The organism is Rhodococcus sp. IEGM 1409 (genome assembly GCF_030056735.1).
Lineage (GTDB): Bacteria > Actinomycetota > Actinomycetes > Mycobacteriales > Mycobacteriaceae > Rhodococcus_F.
This window is the reverse complement of sequence record NZ_JASHKN010000002.1, coordinates 227,616-249,628: the sequence shown is the minus strand read 5'-3', so window position 1 is coordinate 249,628 and position 22,013 is coordinate 227,616. Positions and strand designations below refer to the sequence as shown.

Genomic DNA, 22,013 nt, shown 5'->3' with positions numbered 1-22,013 from the left:
ACGTCGATAATTTCTTACCGTGGTCGAATTTGTTTCGTCTGTGTAATCAAAACTTTCACCAGAGCACTGCTATCTTCGGCACATGGACGACGACCAGAAGGCGATAGCGACCGCAATCGGGGCTGCCGTGCGGACGGCGCGAAAAGAAGCCGGACTGACGTTGCGCGAGGTCGCCGTGAAGTCGGGCTTGTCGCAACCCTTCCTGAGCCAGACCGAAAACGGCCACGCAGTACCCAGTGTCATGAACCTTCATCGCCTCGCGCAATCGCTCGGCACCACGGCGCACGCACTCTTGGCACAGGGTGAGCGAACTCCGTCCAGCCTCGTCCGCGCCGGCGAGGGGCGAACCTTCGAACTGGCACACGATTCGGTGATTCGATTCTGCTCCACCGGCTCACGGACCATGGAACCCAACGAGATCACGGCAGCACCTCATTCCGAGGCAGGTGAGCACACCGAGCACGCCGGCGAAGAGTTCATTCATGTTCTCGAAGGATCTGTCGAGGTCGAGGTGGGACTGGACGAGCATCACGTTCTTCACGTCGGCGACACCCTCCTCTACACCTCGACCATCCCGCACCGGTGGTTCAATCGCACCGATGCGGTCGCGAGATTCCTCATCGTGAGCTCACCTCCCTCGTTCTAGATGCGCGGTTCTGGTTCCACACCACAACCCCCGCTCACGGCTTACCCTGACAGCGTGACCATGTGGCCGGAACTTGCGCGCGAAATCGCCGACACCGTTCTGTTTCCCGTCGCCGACAGCGTCGACGCCGACGGAGAAATCCCCAGCAGCCATTTCGACGCGCTCGCCGCCGACGGCTTCTACGGCATCGCCGCCCTCGGTGACGGTGGCCCCAGCAGCGAAGAACTGGTCGACGTCCTCGAAACCTTGTGCGGCGGTTGCCTCGCGACGACGTTCACCTGGATGCAGCACCACGGCGTCGTCGGGGCATTGGCTGCGAGTCCCAATATGTCTCTGCGCGAACAATACTGGGATGGACTCCTTTCCGGCACGATTCGCGGCGGAGTTGCGTATGCCGGCGCCATCCCCCGACCGCCGCTCCTGTGGGCAAAGCGGGTGAACGACGGCTACGTCCTGGACGGAATCGCACCCTTCGTCACCGGTTGGGGCATCGTCGATGTCCTCTTGGTGTCGGCGCGGGACGAATTCGACAATTCCATCGTTCATTCCGTTGTACCGGTGGGCGAGGCCCCTGGGCTGACGATCGAGGAGCTTCCACTGATCGCGGCGCGCGGGAGTAACACCGTCCGAATCGTGTTCGACGCTTTCGAAATTCCCGACACCGACGTCTGTTCTGTCGTCAGCGACGAACAATTCCAGAGCACCCAACTACCCGGGCTGTGGCTCAACGGCGCGATGGCCATGGGGATCACCCGCCGCGCTATTACCGAACTTGCGGATCTGGGAGTCGACGCCGACGCGTTCGAAGAACAAGCTGCCCGGGCGCGCACGGAACTTGATTCCGCTTTGCGCGATCGAGGCGACATGTCAGCCGCCCGCGCCCGAGCGTCGGAACTTGCGATACGAGCGTCGGCCGCGCTCGTCACCGCGACCGGAAGCCGCGCCCTGGTTGGCAGCAACACTCCCGAGCGGCTCATGCGTGAAGCCACGTTCACTCTTGTCGCGGCTGGTCGACCGGAGATCAAAACTGCTCTCGTGGAACGACTCAGAGGATTCTGAATATGCACGGTTGTCTCGATTGCACCGTCACACTCGATTAGGCTGGGGCTCATGACGAGTCTTCATCCCGGCCGGAACCGTGTTCGCGCCGAAGGACCTGACGTTCTATGCCGACCGTGACTCCCGCAGTCTCGACGACGCCATCGCCGAAGCCGACCTACTTGTCAGTTGCCCGCACTCGGGTTCCGCGATTCCAGCAGAACTCTCACGCTTTCTCGCACCCGAGTTCACACAGCGGCTACAGTTCGACTTCACCGACATGTCCACCAGTCCCATCGTGCGCCGCTGGGCCGAAATCGATTTGCGCATCGTGTATGTGGAGAACTCGCGCCCTCGCATGATTCGTGATCCCAACCGTGCAAAGCCCGAAAACCCGGAAGCGTCACTACGAGAAGCCTTCGCCCGCGTGCACAAGGCCGGAGCGGGAAACAAGGCGGACCTCACCCGCGTCGACGCAGGCTGGAATAGCCTCGCCGAGACCTTCACCGAGACAGCCGAACACGGTTTGGGAGTTTACGAAAGAACTCGCGACGCACTCATCGAAACCATGGTAGAGAAGAGCTTCCAACTAGGCCGTCCGTTCACGACGTTGTCGTTCCACGACACGATGAACCACACCACTGGCCGCGACGGCGCGGTCAATATCGAACGGCCGGAAGCAGATTGACTCCCGGCCGTCGTCGCACTCTCCAATCGTGGCGATCACGAAGGTAATCGACGCGGAGACAATCCCGTGACGGGCGCGACGTCGGTCAGCGTGACCATGGCCGCCATTGCCGCGGATCCCGGGCTACACGCCAGCGCCACGCCGGTGGAGACAACTGACAGCGACAGCGGCTGTGACGGCCGCACACCGTTCATGTACGAGACGTCGTAGATGAACGGGAAGCAGCGGGTGGCGGATGTTGGACGTACCGGCACCGACCGAGAACAGGAACGACCCCAACGGCGCGATCAGCGTGATCTGTTTCGGCCGGGATTCGATCAATGTGGCTGCGATGGTGACCATCCAGTCGATACCACCGGCCGCCTGCATCATCGACGACGCTTATGACAATCACCCCGAGCGCTACCGCCAGCTCGAGGACAATCTTGACTGCTTCCATAGACACTCGCCTTCTCGAGGAGAAGAGAATCGCTATAACAGGGCAAACAGTATGCTCTGCACTTCGGGTGCGGGTACGAACACGGTGTCGGTGGGAAGGGGCAATATGGTGGTCGTGACCAACGTCCTCGGCAGATTCTCGCCCGCAACACGCGAGTGGTTCGGCGGTGCTTTCAGCGCTCCCACCGCGGCGCAGCTCGGTGCCTGGGAATCCATCGCGAGTGGCTCTCACACACTTGTCGTCGCACCCACCGGATCCGGCAAGACATTGTCCGCTTTCCTCTGGGCACTCGATCAGCTTGCGGCCAAGGACGAAGGCGAACGCACCACCAAGGTCCTCTACATTTCGCCGCTCAAAGCGCTGGGCGTGGACGTCGAACGAAACCTTCGCGCACCGCTGGTCGGGATCACACAGACTGCGAAACGTCTGGGCCTCACTCCGCCCGAGATCACCGTCGGTGTCCGTTCCGGTGACACTTCCCAGGCCGATCGGCGCTCGTTGATCAAGCGGCCTCCGGACATCCTGATCACGACGCCGGAGTCGCTGTTCCTGATGCTCACCTCCGCTGCCCGGGAAACACTGGTCGGCGTCGACACCGTGATCGTCGACGAAGTTCACGCGGTGGCGGGTACCAAGCGGGGCTCACACCTTGCGCTCTCCCTGGAACGTCTGGACGGCTTGCTCGAGCGTCCGGCGCAGCGCATCGGATTGTCGGCCACGGTTCGTCCACACGAGGAGGTCGGGCGGTTCCTCGCTGGTTCGGCACCCATCCGGATCGTGGCGCCGCCTGCCGCCAAGACCTTCGACCTCACTGTCCGTGTTCCCGTCGAGGACATGACCGAATTGGGTATCGCGACGCCGGCCGAAGGGTCCGAATCCCCCACCCCGCAAGCCGGTTCGATCTGGCCCCACGTCGAGGAACAGATCGTCGACCTCGTTCTCGATCACCGATCATCCATCGTGTTCGCCAACTCTCGCCGCCTCGCCGAACGATTGACGGCCAGACTCAACGAGATTCATGCCGAGCGCGCCGGCCTCGTCGTCGACAAGTTGCCGCGACCGCCCGCGCAGATCGGGGCTCCCACCGAGGTCAACTACGGCGCGGAACCTCTCCTTGCTCGCGCTCACCACGGATCGGTCAGCAAAGACCAGCGCGCCCTGATCGAAGACGACCTCAAATCGGGTCGATTGCGATGCGTCGTCGCCACCAGCAGTCTCGAACTCGGAATCGACATGGGTGCCGTCGACTTGGTCATCCAGGTCGAGGCTCCGCCTTCGGTTGCCAGCGGCCTGCAACGTGTCGGTCGCGCCGGCCACCAGGTCGGTGAGATCTCGCGAGGCGTCGTCTTCCCCAAACATCGCACCGACCTGATTCATTGCGCGGTGACGGTCGAGCGCATGGTCGAAGGCAAGATCGAAGCGATGGCCGTTCCAGCCAATCCCCTCGACATCCTCGCCCAGCAAACGGTAGCGGCCACCGCACTCGAACCGATCGACGTCGACGACTGGTTCGAGACCGTGCGCCGAAGCGGTTCCTTTGCAACGCTTCCCCGTTCGGCGTACGAGTCGACTCTTGATCTGCTCGCCGGGCGGTACCCCTCGGACGAGTTCGCCGAATTACGTCCGCGCCTGGTCTGGGATCGTGAGTCCAACACGCTGACGGGGCGCCCGGGTTCGCAGCGTTTGGCCGTCACTTCGGGCGGCGCCATCCCCGACCGCGGCCTCTTCACCGTCTACATGGTCGGGGAGAAAGCGTCACGCGTCGGTGAACTCGACGAGGAAATGGTCTACGAATCCCGCGTCGGCGACGTCTTTGCTCTCGGCGCCACCAGTTGGCGGATCGAGGAGATCACCTTCGATCGGGTTCTGGTCAGCCCCGCCTACGGCATGCCAGGTCGTTTGCCCTTCTGGCACGGCGACGGACTCGGGCGCCCCGCCGAACTCGGGCAGGCGTTGGGACAGTTCGTCCGCGAGACGGCTCTCGGTAACGAAGCCGACGTCGTCGAGCGTTGCCGAGTCGGCGGGCTCGATCACAATGCCACCACCAATCTGATCCAACTCGTCGGCGAGCAGAAGAACGCCACCGGGCAGGTGCCGTCGGATCGCACGCTGGTGGTGGAGCGTTTCCGCGACGAACTCGGTGACTGGCGTCTGGTGCTGCATTCCCCGTACGGCCAACGGGTTCACGCGCCGTGGGCCCTCGCGATCGGCGCACGCCTCCAGGAACGATACGGCGTCGATTCCAGCCCGACAGCCTCCGACGACGGCATCATCATCCGGCTACCGGACACCGAGAACGAACCTCCCGGCGCCGAACTGTTCACCTTCGACGTCGAAGACATCGAAGATCTGGTCACCCAGGAGGTAGGCGGCTCCGCGCTGTTCGCTTCCCGATTCCGCGAATGTGCCGCCCGTGCACTACTTCTCCCCCGCCGCAATCCCGGAAAACGTGCACCGTTGTGGCAGCAGCGTCAGCGGTCAGCACAACTGCTGGACGTCGCCCGCAAGTTCCCGACATTCCCGATCCTGCTCGAGACGGTGCGGGAGTGTTTGCAGGACGTCTACGACCTGCCTGCGCTGAAGGAATTGTTCGGCAAGATCGAGAAGCGGCAGATCCGGATCGTCGAGGTGGAGACGGCCTCGCCGTCTCCGTTCGCGAGTGCGCTCCTGTTCAATTATGTGGGCGCATTCATGTACGAGGGTGACAGTCCCCTCGCCGAGCGACGCGCTGCAGCACTGTCGTTGGACTCCACGCTGTTGGCCGAACTGCTGGGGCGCGTCGAACTGCGCGAGCTACTCGACGCCGGAGTGATCGAGCAGGCCGAACGCGAGCTGCAACGGCTCGCGCCCGACCGCAAGGCCAAGGATCTCGAGGGTGTTGCCGACCTCCTACGCATGCTCGGCCCGTTGACCACCGAAGAAGTCACCGAACGATGTCTCGAGGATCCGGTCTCGTGGCTCGAGAAGTTGGTCGCAGATAGGCGTGCCCTCCGCGTCTCGTATGCGGGCGAGAACTGGTGGACCGTCGTCGAAGATGCCGCGCGCCTTCGCGACGGACTCGGCGTTCCCCTACCGATCGGCGTTCCCGCCGCGTTCATCGAGCCGGTCGATCAACCTCTCGACGATCTCTTGAGCCGATACGCCCGCACCCACGGCCCCTTCACCCTCGCCGACGCGGCCGCCCGGTTCGGTATCGGCGTTTCCGTCGCACGTGACGTCCTCGGTCGACTCGCACTCGAAAAACGTGTCCTCGAAGGCGAATTCCGCCCGGCGTCAACCGGAAGCGAATGGTGCGACGCCGAGGTCCTGCGCCGCCTGCGCCGCCGCTCACTCGCGGCTGCACGCCAAGAGGTCGAGCCGGTCAGTACCGCAACGCTCGGACGCTTCCTACCGAGCTGGCAGCACGTGGGCGGCACGCTTCGCGGAATCGACGGTGTTGCAACGGTGGTCGATCAACTTGCCGGAGTTCCGATTCCGGCGTCGGCTCTCGAATCGTTGATCCTGCCGAGTCGCGTCGCCGACTATTCTCCCGCGATGTTGGACGAACTCACGTCGACGGGTGAAGTCCTGTGGTCCGGATCGGGAGCTATCTCCGGCAAAGACGGGTGGGTAGTGCTGCACCCCGCCGACCTGGCACCGATCACACTCAATTCACCTGCCGACACCGACGTCTCGGAGTTGCAGAAGCGCATCCTCGACCTGTTGTCCGGTGGCGGTGCCTACTTCTTCCGCCAGTTGGTCGATGCGTTGCAAACCACGGAGTCGGCTGCGGACACGGGTGACAGCGCGGTGACGACGGCACTGTGGGAGTTGGTGTGGCTCGGACACATCGGAAACGACACCGTCGCACCGCTTCGCGCACTTCTCTCCGACACCACCAGGACCACAACCAGTCACCGATCACCTCGCCGTGTTCCTCGGGCCCGTCCGTACCGCGGTATGGCCCGCGCTTCCACGCCCGCTCGCACCGGACCGGCAACCGCCTCCGGTCGGTGGTTCCAGCTGCCAGGCATCGAACCGGATCCGACCATCCGGGCGCACGCCACGGCCGATCTGTTGCTCGAACGGTACGGCGTGGTCACCCGCGGTTCGGTGATGAGCGAAAACGTGCCGGGCGGCTTCGCGTTGATCTACAAGGTACTGAGCACCTTCGAGGACAACGGGCGTGCTCGACGCGGATACTTCGTGGACACCTTGGGCGGCGCTCAGTTCTCCACGCCTCCCGTGGTGGATCGCTTGCGCACGTTCGGTGATTCCATCGAGGGCCGCCATACCTCCTCGGCTGCAGTTACTCTCGCGGCGTGCGATCCGGCAAACCCGTACGGCGCGGCGCTGCCGTGGCCGGCGTCGGGGGGCGAGGAATCCCCTGGGCACCGGCCCGGTCGAAAAGCCGGTGCACTGGTAGTTCTGGTGGAGGGCGAGTTGGTTCTGTTCGTCGAACGCGGCGGCCGCACAATCCTGACCTTCACCGACGACGGGGGAACATTGCGCATGGCAGCACTGTCGCTTGCCCAGAAGGTGACTTCTCGCGCTATCGACAAGTTGGTAGTGGAGAAGGTCGACGGAGAGACCATCCACGGCAACGATTTTGCTCCCGTCCTGGTCGAAGCCGGCTTCGCGGCCACCCCTCGCGGATTCCGCTTAAGGTCATGATGATTGAGGTCATGATGATTGAGGTCATGATGGTTGGGATCCTGAACATTGCGATCGTGAAGCGTGGGAGAGGCGACCATGCCTGAGGGCGATACCGTGTGGCGAGCCGCCAACGAACTGCGCGCGGCCCTAGCCGAGAAGGTACTCACCACCTGCGACGTCCGCGTTCCTCGCTATGCCACCGTTGATCTGTCAGGTCATCGTGTGGATTCCGTCGCCAGCCGCGGAAAACATCTCCTGATCCGAGTTGGCGAAGCGTCCATTCACACGCATCTGAAAATGGAAGGTCAGTGGCAGATTTATCGCCCCGGCGAGCGCTGGCGCAGACCCGCCCATCAAGCACGCATCATCTTGGCCACCGAAGATTCTGTAGCAGTGGGCTTTTCACTGGGAATCACCGAGATCCTCGAACTCGGGCAGGAACAGGAGGCCGTCGGGTATCTCGGACCGGACCTGCTCGGGCCCGACTGGGACAGTTCCGTGGCCCTCGAGAATCTTCGCGCTGCCGACTCCGAGCCGATCGGAATCGCGCTCCTCGATCAGCGGGTGATGGCCGGACTGGGCAACGTGTACCGCAACGAGATCTGCTTCCTACGAGGCATTCACCCGAAAACGCCCACGCGCCTCGCCGGAAATCTCGACGCGATAGTGGACTTGTCGTTCCGCACCATCAACGTCAACAAGTCGCGTCGCATCCGGGTCACCACAGGCGATACCCGTCCAGGTAGGCAGACATGGGTGTACGGCAGACGCGGAAAACCGTGCCGCCGATGCGGAACCCGCATCAGAGAAGACACCCTCGGACCGGATCAGCTCACCGAGCGAAATATCTTCTTCTGCCCTGCTTGCCAGCCGTTCACGCCTGATTAGCGTTGATCAGCAGCCTGACGCAGTGGCGGACAAATCGCTCGCGGTCCACCACTATGGTGCCGTCCAGGTAACCGATGAACAGCGTGAACAACGCCCCGACCAGTCCGACTGCCACCAATTGCTTGTCCACCGGATCAGCTATCTCGGACAACTGGTCGTACACCAGATCCACGAACGCCGGCATCGATTCGATACCGCGGCCGCTCAGAACGGGTTCCGAGAGCGGAGCGATCAGGAGCACTCGCCCCATCGCCGGATCGTCGACCATGAGCTTGACGAAAGCATCGACCGCAGCTGTGGCGACGGCCTCGGATGTCGTCTCCGACTCCACTGCCGTGGCAAGCGCCGACTGCGCGCGCTCGGCTACAAATGTGTGGACCGCGACGACGTACTGATCGCGATCGGTGAAGCTTTCGTAGAAATACCGCTCGGTCAGACCGGCGGCCTTGCAGACCGCACGCACGTTGACGGCCGGACCGTCGACCGCACCGAGCAGTGTCACTCCGACGTCGAACAACGTCGCCTTTCGAGTGGCCCTGCGTTCTTCGATGCTCACAACTTCCCCACTTCGCCGACACTTGTTCTTCGATGCAACCGGTATTCGATTCAACCGATATTCGATCCTTGACTACCGCTGTTGTCGATCCTAATCTGACAACATGCGTAGTCAACTTGATGACAGCAGCACCCCGGTTCCCCTCGGTCCGGATTCCCTGACCTGGAAGTATTTCGGCGACTGGCGCGGGATGCTCCAAGGCGTCTGGGCAGGTTCGATGCAGAACATGCACCCCGGGCTCGGCGCCGGGGTCGAGGAGCACTCGCAGTTCTTCGACGAGCGCTGGGAACGGCTGTACCGCTCGCTGTATCCCATTGCGGGCGTGGTGTTCGACGGCGATCGCGCGCAGCAGACAGCCGAAGAAGTCCGCGGATATCACACACGAATCAAGGGCGTCGACAAGTTGGGGCGCCGATACCACGCACTCGATCCCGACACCTTCTACTGGGCGCATGCAACGTTTTTCATGGGCACCATCGTCACGGCCGACAACTTCTCCGGTGGCTTGACCGCGGCCCAGAAACGACAACTCTTCACCGAGCACATTCAGTGGTATCGCCTGTACGGGATGAGCATGCGCCCGGTTCCCGAGACTTGGGAAGCATTCCAGGAGTACTGGGACCACATGTGCCGCAACGTACTCGAAGACAACAAAGCGACCCGCGACGTCCTCGACCTGTCCGGACTCGGAAAGCCCCCGTACATGACCTGGCTTCCCGATCCGTTGTGGCGACTCGCGCGGATCCCCCTCGCACGCGGATTCGTGTGGCTGACAGTGGGCATGTACGACCAACCGGTCCGCGACCTTCTCGGTTACTCCTGGAGTAGCCGAGATCAGAGAATTCACACAGCAGTCGGCCGAAGTGTCAACGCCGTCTTCCGATTGGTGCCGTGGCGATACCGGTATCAGCCACGTGCTCGCGCAGGATGGGATCGAGCGAGCGGCCGAATCCCCGCCGACGCACCACTGGTCCACACGCCGGCGCGCAATCTGCCCCCGCTCGAGCAGCGAGATAATCCGATGCACTACAGCCCGAGGGTCTGATCTGCCATGCTCTGAGCATGGAGTGGGACCTGCGAACGCTGCTGAACCGGCCGATCACGTCTCACGGTGCGCCGCTGGGACAAGAACGTGTGGCGGCGAGAACCACCGCGTACATCTACGGCAACATTCTTGTCCTCGCCGCACTCATCCCGGTGACGAAATCTCAGGAATCGCTGGGTGCCGCGATTGTGGTCGGCACGGCATTGTCGACATACATCGCCCACACATTTGCCGAAGGCGTCGGCGAGAGCATTCGCAACGACCGCCGCCTCACCACCGCGGAAAGAATCGACTCGCTTCGCGATTCCGTCCCGATCCTCACCTCCGCAGTTGTTCCGGTCGTCATTCTCGCGACGGCGTGGTTCAACATCCTGGAACCGCGGACGGCGCAGTTGATCGCGGAAATCGTCTTGATCCTGCGCATCGGGTCCACCAGTTACGTGATCAGCCGACTTCACGGCGAGAAAGTCGGTACCAACACACATCTGGCAGCCTTTGCCCTGGCCGCCGTCGCAACTCTGATTGTCGGATTGAAGATAGTGCTCACGCATTGACAAGCCTCCCAACCGCGAATTCTCTGGCCTGCAGAGGCACTGCCGTTACCCGGCTGAGCAGTCACTCCCGCCGAACCCGGTCCGCCGCTACCGTGGACGACATGAGCATTCCTAGTCTGAAACTGAACAACGGTCTCGACATTCCGGCGTTGGGCTTCGGCGTCTACCAGACACCGCCGGACGAAACAGTCACCGTCGTCGAATCCGCACTGTCGACGGGTTATCGCCATATCGATACTGCCGCGGCCTACGGCAACGAGAAGGGCGTCGGTGAGGCGATCCGGCGGTCCGGCATCGATCGCGACGAGATCTTCGTGGAAACGAAAGTCTGGATCTCCGACTACGGATACGACGAGACTCTGCACGCCTTCGACAAGAGCGCAGGCAAGCTCGGTGTCGAACAACTTGACCTCCTCATCCTCCACCAGGCGTTGCCGAGTGAGTTCGAACGCACCATCGACGCGTACAAGGCGCTGGAAACGCTGCTGGCAGACGGCAAGGTCCGTGCCATCGGAGTCAGTAACTTCATGCCGGATCACCTCACCCGACTCTTGGGCGCAACGTCCGTGGTGCCGGCGGTCAACCAGATCGAGGTCCATCCGTACTTCAGGCAGTCGGCCTTGCTCGAAGCCGACGCCGATCACGGCATTCTGTCTCAGGCATGGTCACCGATCGGCGGAATCACCTTCTACCGCGACGGCTCCCACGGCTCGACTCTCGAAGACGCCACTATCGGAGCGATCGCGTCCGCTCACGGAAAGACTCCCGCGCAGGTGATGCTGCGCTGGCACCTTCAGCAAGGCCGCCAGGTGATCCCCAAGTCGGTGACTCCCTCGCGCATCGCGGAGAACTTCGACGTGTTCGACTTCGAACTCACCGCCGAAGAACTTTCCGCAATCGACGCACTCGACACCGGGGTTCGCGGCGGTCCCGAACCCGAGGTCCTCACACGCGAGAAGTTCGGAATCGAGATCCCCGAAGCCTGAACCCAGCGGCCTGAACAACTCAGCAGCCTGAGTGGTCTAGCTGGCGCTCCACCCACCGTCGATGGTGTACGACGCCCCCGTCACCATCGACGCCTCGGTCGATGTCAGCCATCCCACCAGCGATGCCACCTCCGCGGGCTCGACCATCCGTTTGATCGCGCTCTCGGTGAGCATCACCTTCTCGACAACCTCGGATTCACTGATTCCGTGAACCATTGCCTGGTCGGCAATCTGGGATTGCACGAGGGGTGTCAGGACGTAGCCCGGATTGACGCAGTTGCTGGTGACACCGTGCGGGGCGCCCTCGAGTGCAACAACTTTCGACAATCCTTCGAGCCCATGCTTGGCCGTGACATACGCACTCTTGAATGCCGAAGCGCGGAGCCCGTGGACCGAGGAAATGTTCACGATGCGACCGAAACCGTTGTGGTACATGTACGGCAGGGCAGCCCGGGCGAGAAGGAACGGCGCTTCGACCATGAGGCGCTGGATCTTCCGGAAGTCCTCGACGTCGAAATCCTCGATGGGACTGACCCGTTGAATGCCGGCGTTGTTGACAAGGATGTCCGTCTCGAGCGCAAGGTCGACGAGTTGGTCGGTGTCGAGGAGATCGACAGCCCATGCGGTGCCGTCGATCTCGTCGGCCAGCGCCTTCGCTGCGACGTCGTCGAGATCAGCCACGGTGACGTGGGCGCCGCGGGCAGCGAGCATCCGTACACAAGCCTCCCCGATCCCACTCGCACCACCGGTGACCAGTGCAGATTTGCCGGAGAGCGTCACGCGGGAACACCGGCCCGCTCGTTGGCGAGAACACGGGCGTCAGCGGCGTCGACGGACTCGAGCGAGATTCCTTTGGTCTCACGCGCGAAAATTACTGCGACAATGGTGACCAGGGAGGCCAGCAGCAGATAGATCGCGATGGGGACCGAGGAGTCGAACTTGCTCAGTAGTGCTGTCGCGATGATCGGAGCCAGCGAGCCGGCGACGATCGAGGTCACCTGATAACCCAGGGAGACACCGGAATAGCGCATCCGGGTCGGGAACATTTCGGCCATGATCGCGGGTTGCCCGGCGTACATGAAGGCGTGGAACACAAGTCCGATGATGATTGCCGACAAGATGACCGCGTTGTGTCCGCTGTTCATCATCGGGAAGGCGAAGAATCCCCACGTTCCGGCTGTGACGGCACCGATCATGTACACCGGGCGTCGACCGATCGTGTCGGACAGCCTGCCTACCAACGGAATCACCGCGAAGTGCACGGCGTGTGCCATCAGCATCCACCAGAGAATGTGCGCCGTGTCCGCATGGACCACCACCTTGAGGTAGGTGATCGAGAATGTCACCACGAGGTAGTACATGACGTTCTCGGCAAAACGCAGTCCCATCGCAGTCACCACTCCACGTGGGTAGCGTTTGACCACCTCGAAAACACTGTACGAGGTTGCCTTGACCAGTTCTGCTTCCTTCTGTGCCGCAATGAAAATGGGAGCGTCGGTGACCTTGGTCCGAACATAGTACCCGACCAGAACGATCACCGCGGAGAGCCAGAAGGCCACGCGCCAGCCCCAACTCATGAAGGATTCGTCCGAGAGCGTCGACGTCAGAATCAACAGCACAACGGTCGCGACCAGGTTGCCCATCGGCACGCCCGCCTGAGGCCAGGACGACCAGAACCCGCGAGATCGATTCGGGCTGTGTTCGGCGACAAGGAGTACTGCCCCACCCCATTCTCCGCCGACTGCAAATCCTTGGATGAAGCGCAGCGTGACCAGCAGTGCCGGTGCCCAGTAGCCGATCTGACCGTAGGTCGGCAGGCAGCCCATCAGAAATGTCGCGGCACCGACCAACAGCAGACTGAACTGCAGCAACTGCTTCCGGCCGAACTTGTCTCCGAAGTATCCGAAGACAATCCCGCCGAGTGGCCGGGCGGCGAATCCGACGGCGTAAGTGATGAATGCCGCGATGATCGCATCCAGCTCATTGCCGCCGCCGGGAAAGAAGACCTTGCTGAAGACCAGCGTGGCCGCCGTGCCGTACAGAAAGAACTCGTACCACTCGACCACGGTGCCCGCCATCGAGGCGCCGACCACCTTCTTCAGCCCGGATGGTGGGGCTTGGCTCTCGGGCTTCGGCATGTTGTCGACGCTCATCGTGGGCTCCCTCGTCTTCAGTTCGCGATTCGCCTGCTCTTCACGATCAGGAATGTGACCGCTCGCACATCTTTTGTGACTCGATGAGTATCAGTGCAGATTCTTGGCACGACAATGACAAATCTCGCACCATATAGGTGCAAAAATGCAGATATGAATCTCGGACTGAGCCCTGACGACCTACTGGTGCTTCTCGCGGTCGGTCGCACCGGTCGCTTCAACACCGCCGCCGACGACTTAGGTCTCAATCACACCACCATCTCGCGCCGCATCACCTCGCTCGAGAAGAGCCTCGGCGGCCGGGTCCTGGTTCGCTCATCCGGTGGATGGGAGTTGACCGATCTGGGCAGACAAGCCCTCAGCGCAGCCGAGCGCATCGAGGCTGCAGTCAACGACCTGGCGCTCGACTCCACCGGTCAGCAGCAACTCGACGGCGTCGTGCGGGTCTCGGCCACCGACGGCTTCAGCGCCTACATCGCGGCCCCCGCCGGCGCCGCGGTTCGCAGACGCCATCCCCGTGTCAGCGTGGAGATAGTTGTCGCAACCAGAAAAGCGTCACAGATACGCTCGGGGCTCGACATCGAGGTTGTGGTCGGCAAGCCTCAAGTTCACCGCGCCGAAGCAGTCCATCTGGCCGACTATGCGCTGGGTTTGTACGCGTCTCGAGATTATCTACGTCAGAATGCTGTTCCCGAGAGTGCCGCAGATCTGGCCGATCACTCGCTCGTGTACTTCATCGACTCGATGCTGCAGGTAGACGAACTCGATCTGGCTCGCAAGCTCACCGTCTCCATGAGAGAGGCCGTCACGTCCACCAACGTGTTCGTGCACATCGAGGCAACGCGAGCCGGCGCAGGTATCGGCTTGCTCCCCTGCTTCATGGCCGAGCAGCACGACGATTTGATTCGCGTGCTACCGGCTCACATCGAGGTCAGACTTTCCTACTGGTTAGTGGCCCGTTCGGAATCTCTGCGACGCCCGGAAGTGGCGGCGGTGGTGACGACTCTACGAGAAACAGTGGATCGCAAGCGATCTCAACTACTCGGCACTCCCCGGGCGGACAAAACGCTCAGTCGAGAGTCGAACGATGCTGAACGATGACCTTGCGCGCCAACTCGGCGATCTTGACGTTCATGTTCTGCGAGGTTCGCACCAGGATGTCGAAGGCCTCGTCGTCGGACACACGATGTAGTCCCATCAACAGACCAACTGCCTGACCGATTTCTCGGCTGCTGGCCAGACCGCGCCGCAGTGAATCGGCATCCTCGCCTCGCGTGAGCGCAGTGACTGCCACGGACGCAAATGACGCCAACATGATCGCGTGGTCGGCAGCGGATTCCGTGAAAGCCCCCGGAGTATCCGAGAAAAGGTTGAGGGCACCGAACTTCTGACGATCGACCATCAGACGGAACCCCATCGATCCGCGAATGGGTGTCTCCGCCACTACTTTCCGAGCGAATTCAGGCCACTGACTCGGTGTGCGAAGGTCCGACTCGAGTTGCGGCGCCTCCGTGTCGAGGGCGTCGATGCACGGCCCCTCCCCCGTGGCCCGCTCGAGATCGTCTGCATGCTCGGCAATCTCGTCGCTTGCCGCTACCGTGACGTTGGTGTTTCCCCGTCGCAGCATCAGGCTTGCGTGATCGCAACCGGGAATCAACTCGACAGCCGCCGAACAGATCGCGGAGTACACCTCGGCGCTGTCTGCCGCGGAGTAGAGGATCTCCGCCAACGCCGCGAACACCCCCTTGGGATCTGTCAGTGCTTGGTCGCGCTCAGCCATCTCCATACACCTCGGGGTCTACCGTTCATCGAATTCTTCATCGAACGGTACAAACCTTACTTACTCGACCGGATAGGGTCGCCGCCGCTAGCCGATTCTCGGCCGTCCATCCCCTGAAAAGCTTCCGTAGCTGCGCGGTGATGCAGAGCCGTCACGGTGGTGATCTGCTTGGACACCAGGTCGTTGAGCTCGCGGTACTGCTCCTCCGTCTCCCCGGCCGGAATGTCTCGCAGGACCTCCCACATCGCGCTCTTGCCGCACAGAGCGGTCCGCATGATCTCGAGTGTTGCCAGCTTCACGAGGCGGTTGCGCCAGATGGCATCGACGTGAACGATACGTCTGATCCGATTGACCGTAGCGTCGATCTTCGAGTACCGCGGCAGAGATATGCCCTGGGTGTCCTCGATCAGTTGCAGCAGTTGCTCGATCTCGTACTCGAGCTCGCCCGGCAACGAATCCAGCTCACCGTCAGCCCAGGCGCCGTACGAGTCCGAGAGTGACCGCGAGAGTTGCAGCCCCACCATCGCTCCGCACAGGTGAGTGACCAGATAGGCGGTGGCTATGTGTTCCTCAGCGGATCTCGACCGACTACCGAACATTGGGATCCTCCTGGGCGACGCTCGACCGGTCTGAACTGACACGGGTGGTGATTCGACACCCGTCTACCCACGGCGGACCGAGAACAAACGACAGACGACTCAGACCCGATCCGACACCACGACGACAGGCTCGAGGATCTCGGCCCTCGACTCCGGCGCTGCGGCGCGCAAGGCGTCGGCCGACTCGTCGTCCGGCTGGGTCTGAGACTCGATCTCCGCTTCGACGCGCGCTCGATACGTGTCGACCTCGCGTTCGACGGTGGCGGCATCCCAGCCGAGAATCGGGGCAACCAATCCGGCGACCTGCTGCGCGCAGTTGACACCACGATGCGGATATTCGATTGCGATGCGCGTGCGGCGGGCCAGGATGTCGTCGAGGTGCAGTGCCCCCTCGGCCGCAGCCGCGTACACCGCTTCGACCTGAAGGTAGTCCGGCGCATCCGTGATGGGCTGCAACAACTCCGGCGTCTGCCGGCCGAGTTCGAGGACCTCGGTGATGAGCGAACCGTACCGATCGAGCAGGTGCTTGACGCGATACGGATGCAAGCCGTACTGCTCACCCAGTTGCACGGTCTGATTGACGAGTGCGAAGTATCCGTCGGCACCGACCAGGGGCACCTTCTCCGTGATCGACGACGCCACTCGCGCCGGAATGTCGTCTGCAGCCACGTCGACGGCGTCTTCCGCCATGACCCGATACGTCGTGTACTTTCCTCCGGCGATGGCGACCAGACCTGGAGCCACCCGGGCGACGGCATGCTCGCGCGAAAGCTTCGAGGTCTCGTCGCTTTCACCGGCGAGCAGCGGACGCAGACCGGCGTACACACCGTCGATGTCGGCGTGCGTCAACGGCGTGACCAGGACGGAGTTCACATGGCCGAGGATGTAGTCGATATCTGCTTTGGTTGCTGCGGGGTGAGCGAGATCCAAGTTCCAGTCGGTGTCGGTGGTTCCGATGATCCAGTGACTGCCCCAGGGAATGACGAACAGCACCGACTTCTCGGTACGCAGGATGATGGCGGCTTCACTGACGATGCGATCGCGCGGGACGACGATGTGTACGCCCTTCGACGCCCGCACCCGGAACCGTCCGCGCTGACGTGAGAGCGCTTGGATCTCGTCCGTCCAGACACCGGTCGCGTTGATGACGACGTGCCCCTTGACCTCGGCGGTGCGTCCGTCTTCGCAGTCGCGAACACGAACTCCCGAGACCCGGTCCGCCTCACGCAGAAAGCCCACGACCTGCGTCGACGTTCGCACAACTGCGCCGTAATGTGCAGCGGTGCGTGCGACGGTCATGGTGTGCCGAGCGTCGTCGACGACGGTGTCGTAGTACTGGATGCCACCGGTCAGCGAACTGCGCTTGAGGCTCGGCGACATGCGCAGCGCGCCCGCCCGGGTCAAGTGCTTCTGGGAGGGGACCGACTTTGCGCCACCCATCCGGTCGTAGAGGAAGATTCCCGCCGCCATGTACGGGCGTTCCCACACTCGGTGAGCCAAGGGGAACAGGAACTTCAGAGGCTTGACCAGGTGCGGCGCCAGCGTGGTCAGCGAGAGTTCGCGCTCACGCAACGCCTCACGAACGAGGCCGAACTCGAGTTGTTCGAGATAGCGGAGACCGCCGTGGAACATCTTCGACGAGCGGCTGGACGTGCCGGACGCGTAGTCACGGGCCTCGACCAACGCAACCTTGAGTCCGCGGGTGGCCGCATCGAGGGCAGCTCCGACACCGACAACACCGCCACCGACGACGACGACGTCGAATTGCTCGGTCTGAAGTTGTTCCCAAGCAGCTTCACGCTGCTGCGGGCCGAGAAACTGCGCACCTTGCTGCTTACTCAACCCGGTCTCCTGTAAGTCGACGACGAATCCGTTTACAGGCTAGTAGCTTGATCCACATACTGCGACAGCGCACGGATTACTGCGAACGCGCCCGAACCTAGGAGCACAGTGAATCAATACATCGCCGCCATCGACCAAGGCACGACGTCGAGCCGCTGCATGATCTTCGATCACGACGGCGCCGTGGTGAGCGTTGCGCAGAAAGAACACGAACAGATTTTCCCGCGCGCCGGTTGGGTCGAGCACGATCCGGTGGCGCTGTGGATCAACACCCGGGAGGTGGTCGCCGGAGCGCTCGCGAAGGTCGATCTCACGCGCGCCGACATCGCGGCCGTCGGAATCACGAATCAGCGTGAGACGACCGTCGTTTGGGAGCGTTCGACGGGCAGGCCGGTCTACAACGCGATCGTGTGGCAGGACACGCGCACCGATCAACTGTGCGTCGAACTGGGCGGAGCCGAGGGGCCGGACAAGTACCGAGACAAGACCGGACTACCGCTCTCGACCTACTTCGCCGGGCCGAAGATCCGCTGGATTCTCGACAACGTGGACGGAGCGAGAGCCAAAGCGGAGGCCGGGGAGCTGTGCTTCGGCACTGTCGACACGTGGATCGTATGGAACTTGACCGAGGGTGTTCACGTGACAGATGTCACCAATGCGTCACGCACGATGCTCATGGATCTCGAGACCCTCCAGTGGGACGAATCGATCTGTGCGGACTTCGGAATCCCGATGTCGATGCTCCCGGAAATCCGTAGTTCTTCCGAGGTCTACGGCACCGGCCGTCCTCGCGGCAATCTCGCCGGAGTACCGGTCGCCGGAATCCTCGGCGACCAACAGGCAGCGACCTTCGGTCAGGCCTGCCTCTCCGAGGGCGAGGCCAAGAACACCTACGGCACCGGTAATTTCATGCTTCTCAACACCGGAACGAAGCCGGTTCCCAGCAAGCACGGACTGCTGACCACCGTCTGCTACAAACTCGGCGAAGCCCCCGCCGTCTATGCACTCGAAGGTTCCGTCGCGGTGACGGGATCCTTGGTCCAGTGGCTTCGGGACAATCTCGGAATCATTCAGAACGCCAAGGACATCGAGCCGCTCGCTGCAAGTGTCGACGACAACGGCGGCGCCTACTTCGTACCCGCGTTCTCAGGACTGTTCGCACCTCGGTGGCGACCGGACGCACGTGGCGTCATCGTCGGTCTGACGCGCTTCGTCAACAAGGGACACCTTGCCCGCGCGGCACTCGAGGCGACGGCATACCAAACCCGCGAGGTCATCGACGCCATGCGTGCGGATTCGGGAGTCGAACTGTCCGCCCTGAAGGTCGACGGCGGCATGGTGGTCAACGAAACCCTGATGCAGTTCCAGTCGGACATCCTCGGAGTTCCCGTCATCCGTCCGGTGGTCAACGAAACGACAGCACTCGGTGCTGCATACGCAGCGGGCCTTGCCATCGGTTATTGGGCGGACACCGAAGACATCCGCAACAACTGGGCCGTCGGCCAGACTTGGGAACCGGCGATGAACGAGTCCGAACGAGCACGGCTGTACGCGGAGTGGAACAAGGCCGTCGAGAGGACGTACAACTGGTCCGAGTAGCAGCCGTCGTCCTTCGCGGTCGCGGCGTGCTTCGCGGGCGGATTCCGATCCGCACCTATATCGAATGGACGGGTGCCCATACCGGAATTGCTGCACCAGGTCGCCTATTGATACCCCAGCGGTATCAATAGGCGACCAACTTGGTATTGGACGTGACCTACACCACTCTGCGAATCTCATTCAAGCGCGCCACGTTTCGGCGCCGCGAATGTTGCAGAGAAAGGTCGCCACGCATGAGTTCACCCACTCGCAGTTCCGAGGAGATCAACGCCAAGGCACGAAGAGCCGGTATCGCTTCATTCATCGGAACCACTATCGAGTGGTACGACTTCTACATTTACGGCACCGCGGCTGCCCTGGTATTCGGCGACATCTTCTTCTCCGACACTCTCCCGAGCGGAGTCGGAACGCTCCTCGCCTTCATCACCCTGTGGGCGGGCTTCCTCGCCCGACCGATCGGCGGGATCATCTTCGGACACCTCGGCGACCGGATCGGACGCAAGAACACTCTGGTCATCACCTTGATGATGATGGGCGTCGCCACCGTCGGCATCGGACTCCTCCCCACCTACGCCCAGGTCGGGATCTGGGCGCCGATCGGCCTGGTCACCCTTCGCGTCATCCAAGGAGTCGCGGTCGGTGGTGAATGGGGTGGCGCAGTGCTCATCGCCAGCGAGAACGCGCCGAAGGGCAAGAGCATTCTCTACTCCGCGTTCGCTCAACAGGGCTCACCCGCCGGAAATCTGTTGGCCACCATCGCATTTTTCCTTCTGTCCTCGATGCCGACGCCGTCGTTCCTCCTGTACGGATGGCGCATCCCGTTCATCATCTCGGCGGTCCTGGTCATTCTCGGGATGATCATTCGCCTCAAACTCGAAGAGTCCGACGAGATGAAGGCCGTTCTCGCCCGCAAGAAGGTCGTCAAACTTCCGCTCGCCGAAGTGCTGCGCAAGCATTGGGTACTGGTTCTCCTCGGCGCCGGCGCGCTCCCCCTCGCACAGGTCACCTACTTCAAGAACACCTTCGCATTGTCATGGGCTACAAAAGAACTCGGATACGACCGAGGAACCTTCCTCGCCGCCATCGCGATCGCGCTTGTCGTGCAGTTCATCGTCCAACCGTTCGGGGCGGTCCTGGTCTCCAAGATCGACATGCGAAAAGCCATGTGTCTGATGGTGATACCGGAGTTCGTTCTCATGCCCGCGATGTTCTTCGCTATCAGAACCGGGAACTTCACCATCGCAGTCGTCGCGATGTGCCTGGCCACAATCCCGCACTCGATGTTCTACGGCGCGATAGCCGGCGTTCTCGCTCGGGCCTTCCCCGCCAACATCCGTTACACCGGCCTGTCAACGGCGTACCAACTGTGTTCCCTTGTCGTCGGCGGCGGAACTCCGGTACTGGCGCAGTGGATGCTCAACACGTCCGGCAACATCGTCGGGGTCGCGATCGTGTCCGGGCTGTACGCTCTTGTCTCGCTGATCTGCACCCTTCTCCTGCTCCGCCGTACCGGATACAACGCGAGCGAGCTCTCGACAGCCGAGCAGGCGGACTTCGACGAGCTCGAACTCGAGAACACCCTTGCCGGCAGCGCGAACTCGTCGAAATCTGAAGCAGGTGAAATTACTTCAGGTCGGGCAACCGTCTAGGCCAGCGACGGCAGCGCCTGCTCGGACAATTTCAACACTTCGAGAAGAGCCGGTCTGTCGTCTCCCTCTCGCCAGGCGATACGCAGTTGAAGAGGAGGAGGTGGATCCATGACGGGGACAAAGACCACATCCGGGTTCACGATGCTGTGGGCTACCGAGGAAATGGTCAACGAGCATCCGATTTCCGCGGACACCAACGCGATCAACGACATCGAATCCGGTGCCGTCTGCACGATTCGAGCCAGGAACCCTGCGTTTTTCGCCGCAGTGAGCAGAGACTCACGGAGAATCGACCCTGGTTCCGCCGGAAGCGTCACCCAATTCTCGGACTCCAACTCGATCAACCGAACCGATTCCCTCGACGCCAACGGGTGGTCTTTCGACATGGCAACCAGAAAGTCTTCCTCGGCGATCAACCTCGACGTGATCCCGAGCGGCGGGACGGTCCACCGCACCATCCCGATGTCGAGTCGTCGATCGAGCAGCATCAACAATGCCTCGTTCGCGAAAGCGGAACTGTCGAGAACGAATTCGATACCGGGATTCGTCTTTCTCACCAATTTGGCCCACCGCCCGACGAGCAGATGTGATGAGGTTCCCGCAAAACCCAGGCGAACGCGACCTGTCGTTCCCTTGCCCGCCGCGGACACCGCGATCTCGGCCATCCGGCACGCGTCCAGAATCTCGCGCGCCGGTAGCAGCAGCGCTTCGCCGGCAGCAGTCAACCGCACAGTTCGAGTACTTCGATCGAACAACGACGAACCGAGCTGTTTCTCGAATTGCCTGATCGTTCGACTCAGTGGCGGTTGCGCAATCCGAAGCCGCTGCGCCGCACGGCCGAAATGTAGCTCCTCAGCCACCGCGAGAAATGCGTTGATCTGATGAATTTCCACCCGACATTGTTGCGCCACGCCGG

Annotated in this window: 19 protein-coding genes and 1 pseudogene; 11 read left to right on the top strand and 9 right to left on the bottom strand. The window is 62.2% G+C overall.

The genetic code is table 11. The features are described from left to right. The first annotated feature begins 82 nt into the window (after window positions 1–82). The 3 genes from QM716_RS07120 (at window position 83) to QM716_RS07110 (ending at window position 2,372) form a co-directional block, all read left to right on the top strand. Window positions 83–646 carry a helix-turn-helix domain-containing protein gene (locus tag QM716_RS07120; RefSeq protein WP_007727247.1) on the top strand — a complete coding sequence of 188 codons (564 nt, stop codon included), beginning with the start codon at window positions 83–85 and terminating at the stop codon, window positions 644–646. A 60-nt stretch (window positions 647–706) separates the two neighbouring features. After that, window positions 707–1,705, top strand: coding sequence for an acyl-CoA dehydrogenase family protein (locus QM716_RS07115; protein ID WP_502941992.1), 999 nt, complete (start codon window positions 707–709; stop codon window positions 1,703–1,705). 79 nt (window positions 1,706–1,784) lie between these two features. Further along, window positions 1,785–2,372, top strand: coding sequence for an N-formylglutamate amidohydrolase (locus tag QM716_RS07110; RefSeq protein ID WP_283303497.1), 588 nt, complete (start codon window positions 1,785–1,787; stop codon window positions 2,370–2,372). A 35-nt stretch (window positions 2,373–2,407) separates the two neighbouring features. On the opposite strand, the gene QM716_RS07105 is transcribed toward QM716_RS07110, so the two are convergent. Further along, entirely contained in the window at window positions 2,408–2,626 is a 219-nt protein-coding gene (locus tag QM716_RS07105) for an anaerobic C4-dicarboxylate transporter family protein (protein ID WP_283303495.1), read from the bottom strand. Between the two features lie 31 nt (window positions 2,627–2,657). Beyond that, a pseudogene (locus QM716_RS07100) lies at window positions 2,658–2,714 on the bottom strand (hypothetical protein); the annotation flags it as partial. A gap of 202 nt (window positions 2,715–2,916) precedes the next feature. On the opposite strand from QM716_RS07100, the gene QM716_RS07095 reads away from it, so the two are divergent. After that, a complete protein-coding gene (locus QM716_RS07095) occupies window positions 2,917–7,464 on the top strand; it encodes an ATP-dependent helicase (RefSeq protein WP_283303493.1) in 4,548 nt (1,515 codons plus the stop codon). A gap of 78 nt (window positions 7,465–7,542) precedes the next feature. Continuing rightward, window positions 7,543–8,334, top strand: a complete 792-nt coding sequence (locus QM716_RS07090) for a DNA-formamidopyrimidine glycosylase family protein (RefSeq protein ID WP_283303491.1) — start codon at window positions 7,543–7,545, stop codon at window positions 8,332–8,334. On the opposite strand, the gene QM716_RS07085 is transcribed toward QM716_RS07090, so the two are convergent. After that, window positions 8,321–8,890 (bottom strand): TetR/AcrR family transcriptional regulator, encoded by a 570-nt coding sequence (locus tag QM716_RS07085; RefSeq protein WP_230812462.1) that lies wholly within the window; start codon window positions 8,888–8,890, stop codon window positions 8,321–8,323. The genes QM716_RS07090 and QM716_RS07085 overlap by 14 nt on opposite strands. 103 nt (window positions 8,891–8,993) lie before the next feature. On the opposite strand from QM716_RS07085, the gene QM716_RS07080 reads away from it, so the two are divergent. The 3 genes from QM716_RS07080 to QM716_RS07070 all read left to right on the top strand — a co-directional run bounded on the left by QM716_RS07080 (window position 8,994) and on the right by QM716_RS07070 (window position 11,475). Next, window positions 8,994–9,935 carry an oxygenase MpaB family protein gene (locus QM716_RS07080; RefSeq protein ID WP_283303489.1) on the top strand — a complete coding sequence of 314 codons (942 nt, stop codon included), beginning with the start codon at window positions 8,994–8,996 and terminating at the stop codon, window positions 9,933–9,935. A gap of 17 nt (window positions 9,936–9,952) precedes the next feature. Then, window positions 9,953–10,489: a hypothetical protein gene (locus tag QM716_RS07075; protein ID WP_283303487.1), complete on the top strand. Its 537-nt coding sequence runs from the start codon at window positions 9,953–9,955 to the stop codon at window positions 10,487–10,489. A gap of 101 nt (window positions 10,490–10,590) precedes the next feature. After that, window positions 10,591–11,475, top strand: coding sequence for an aldo/keto reductase (locus tag QM716_RS07070; protein WP_283303485.1), 885 nt, complete (start codon window positions 10,591–10,593; stop codon window positions 11,473–11,475). A 36-nt stretch (window positions 11,476–11,511) separates the two neighbouring features. Here QM716_RS07070 and QM716_RS07065 read toward each other — a convergent pair whose 3' ends face one another. Next, the gene (locus tag QM716_RS07065) at window positions 11,512–12,255 is read right to left on the bottom strand and encodes a 3-hydroxybutyrate dehydrogenase (protein ID WP_283303483.1); all 744 of its coding nucleotides are present in this window, start codon (window positions 12,253–12,255) and stop codon (window positions 11,512–11,514) included. Beyond that, complete coding sequence (locus QM716_RS07060) at window positions 12,252–13,628, bottom strand: MFS transporter (RefSeq protein ID WP_283303481.1); 1,377 nt, start codon at window positions 13,626–13,628, stop codon at window positions 12,252–12,254. The genes QM716_RS07065 and QM716_RS07060 overlap by 4 nt, the downstream gene beginning before the upstream one ends. A gap of 153 nt (window positions 13,629–13,781) precedes the next feature. Between QM716_RS07060 and QM716_RS07055 the strand changes: the two genes are divergently transcribed. Further along, the gene (locus tag QM716_RS07055; protein ID WP_283303479.1) at window positions 13,782–14,729 is read left to right on the top strand and encodes a LysR family transcriptional regulator; all 948 of its coding nucleotides are present in this window, start codon (window positions 13,782–13,784) and stop codon (window positions 14,727–14,729) included. Here QM716_RS07055 and QM716_RS07050 read toward each other — a convergent pair. The 3 genes from QM716_RS07050 to QM716_RS07040 all read right to left on the bottom strand — a co-directional run bounded on the left by QM716_RS07050 (window position 14,698) and on the right by QM716_RS07040 (window position 17,849). Next, window positions 14,698–15,414: a GAF and ANTAR domain-containing protein gene (locus QM716_RS07050; RefSeq protein WP_283303477.1), complete on the bottom strand. Its 717-nt coding sequence runs from the start codon at window positions 15,412–15,414 to the stop codon at window positions 14,698–14,700. The genes QM716_RS07055 and QM716_RS07050 overlap by 32 nt on opposite strands. A gap of 50 nt (window positions 15,415–15,464) precedes the next feature. Next, complete coding sequence (locus QM716_RS07045; protein ID WP_283303475.1) at window positions 15,465–16,007, bottom strand: F-box protein; 543 nt, start codon at window positions 16,005–16,007, stop codon at window positions 15,465–15,467. Between the two features lie 99 nt (window positions 16,008–16,106). After that, window positions 16,107–17,849, bottom strand: a complete 1,743-nt coding sequence (locus QM716_RS07040) for a glycerol-3-phosphate dehydrogenase/oxidase (protein ID WP_283303474.1) — start codon at window positions 17,847–17,849, stop codon at window positions 16,107–16,109. A gap of 108 nt (window positions 17,850–17,957) precedes the next feature. On the opposite strand from QM716_RS07040, the gene glpK reads away from it, so the two are divergent. Both glpK and QM716_RS07030 read left to right on the top strand, forming a co-directional pair. Continuing rightward, a complete protein-coding gene (gene glpK / locus QM716_RS07035; RefSeq protein WP_283303472.1) occupies window positions 17,958–19,448 on the top strand; it encodes a glycerol kinase GlpK in 1,491 nt (496 codons plus the stop codon). Window positions 19,449–19,681: 233 nt separating this feature from the next. After that, window positions 19,682–21,097 carry an MFS transporter gene (locus QM716_RS07030; RefSeq protein WP_283303470.1) on the top strand — a complete coding sequence of 472 codons (1,416 nt, stop codon included), beginning with the start codon at window positions 19,682–19,684 and terminating at the stop codon, window positions 21,095–21,097. Here QM716_RS07030 and QM716_RS07025 read toward each other — a convergent pair. Continuing rightward, window positions 21,094–21,990 (bottom strand): LysR substrate-binding domain-containing protein, encoded by an 897-nt coding sequence (locus QM716_RS07025; RefSeq protein WP_283303468.1) that lies wholly within the window; start codon window positions 21,988–21,990, stop codon window positions 21,094–21,096. The two genes, QM716_RS07030 and QM716_RS07025, sit on opposite strands and share 4 nt — an antisense overlap. Between the last annotated feature and the right edge of the window lie 23 nt (window positions 21,991–22,013).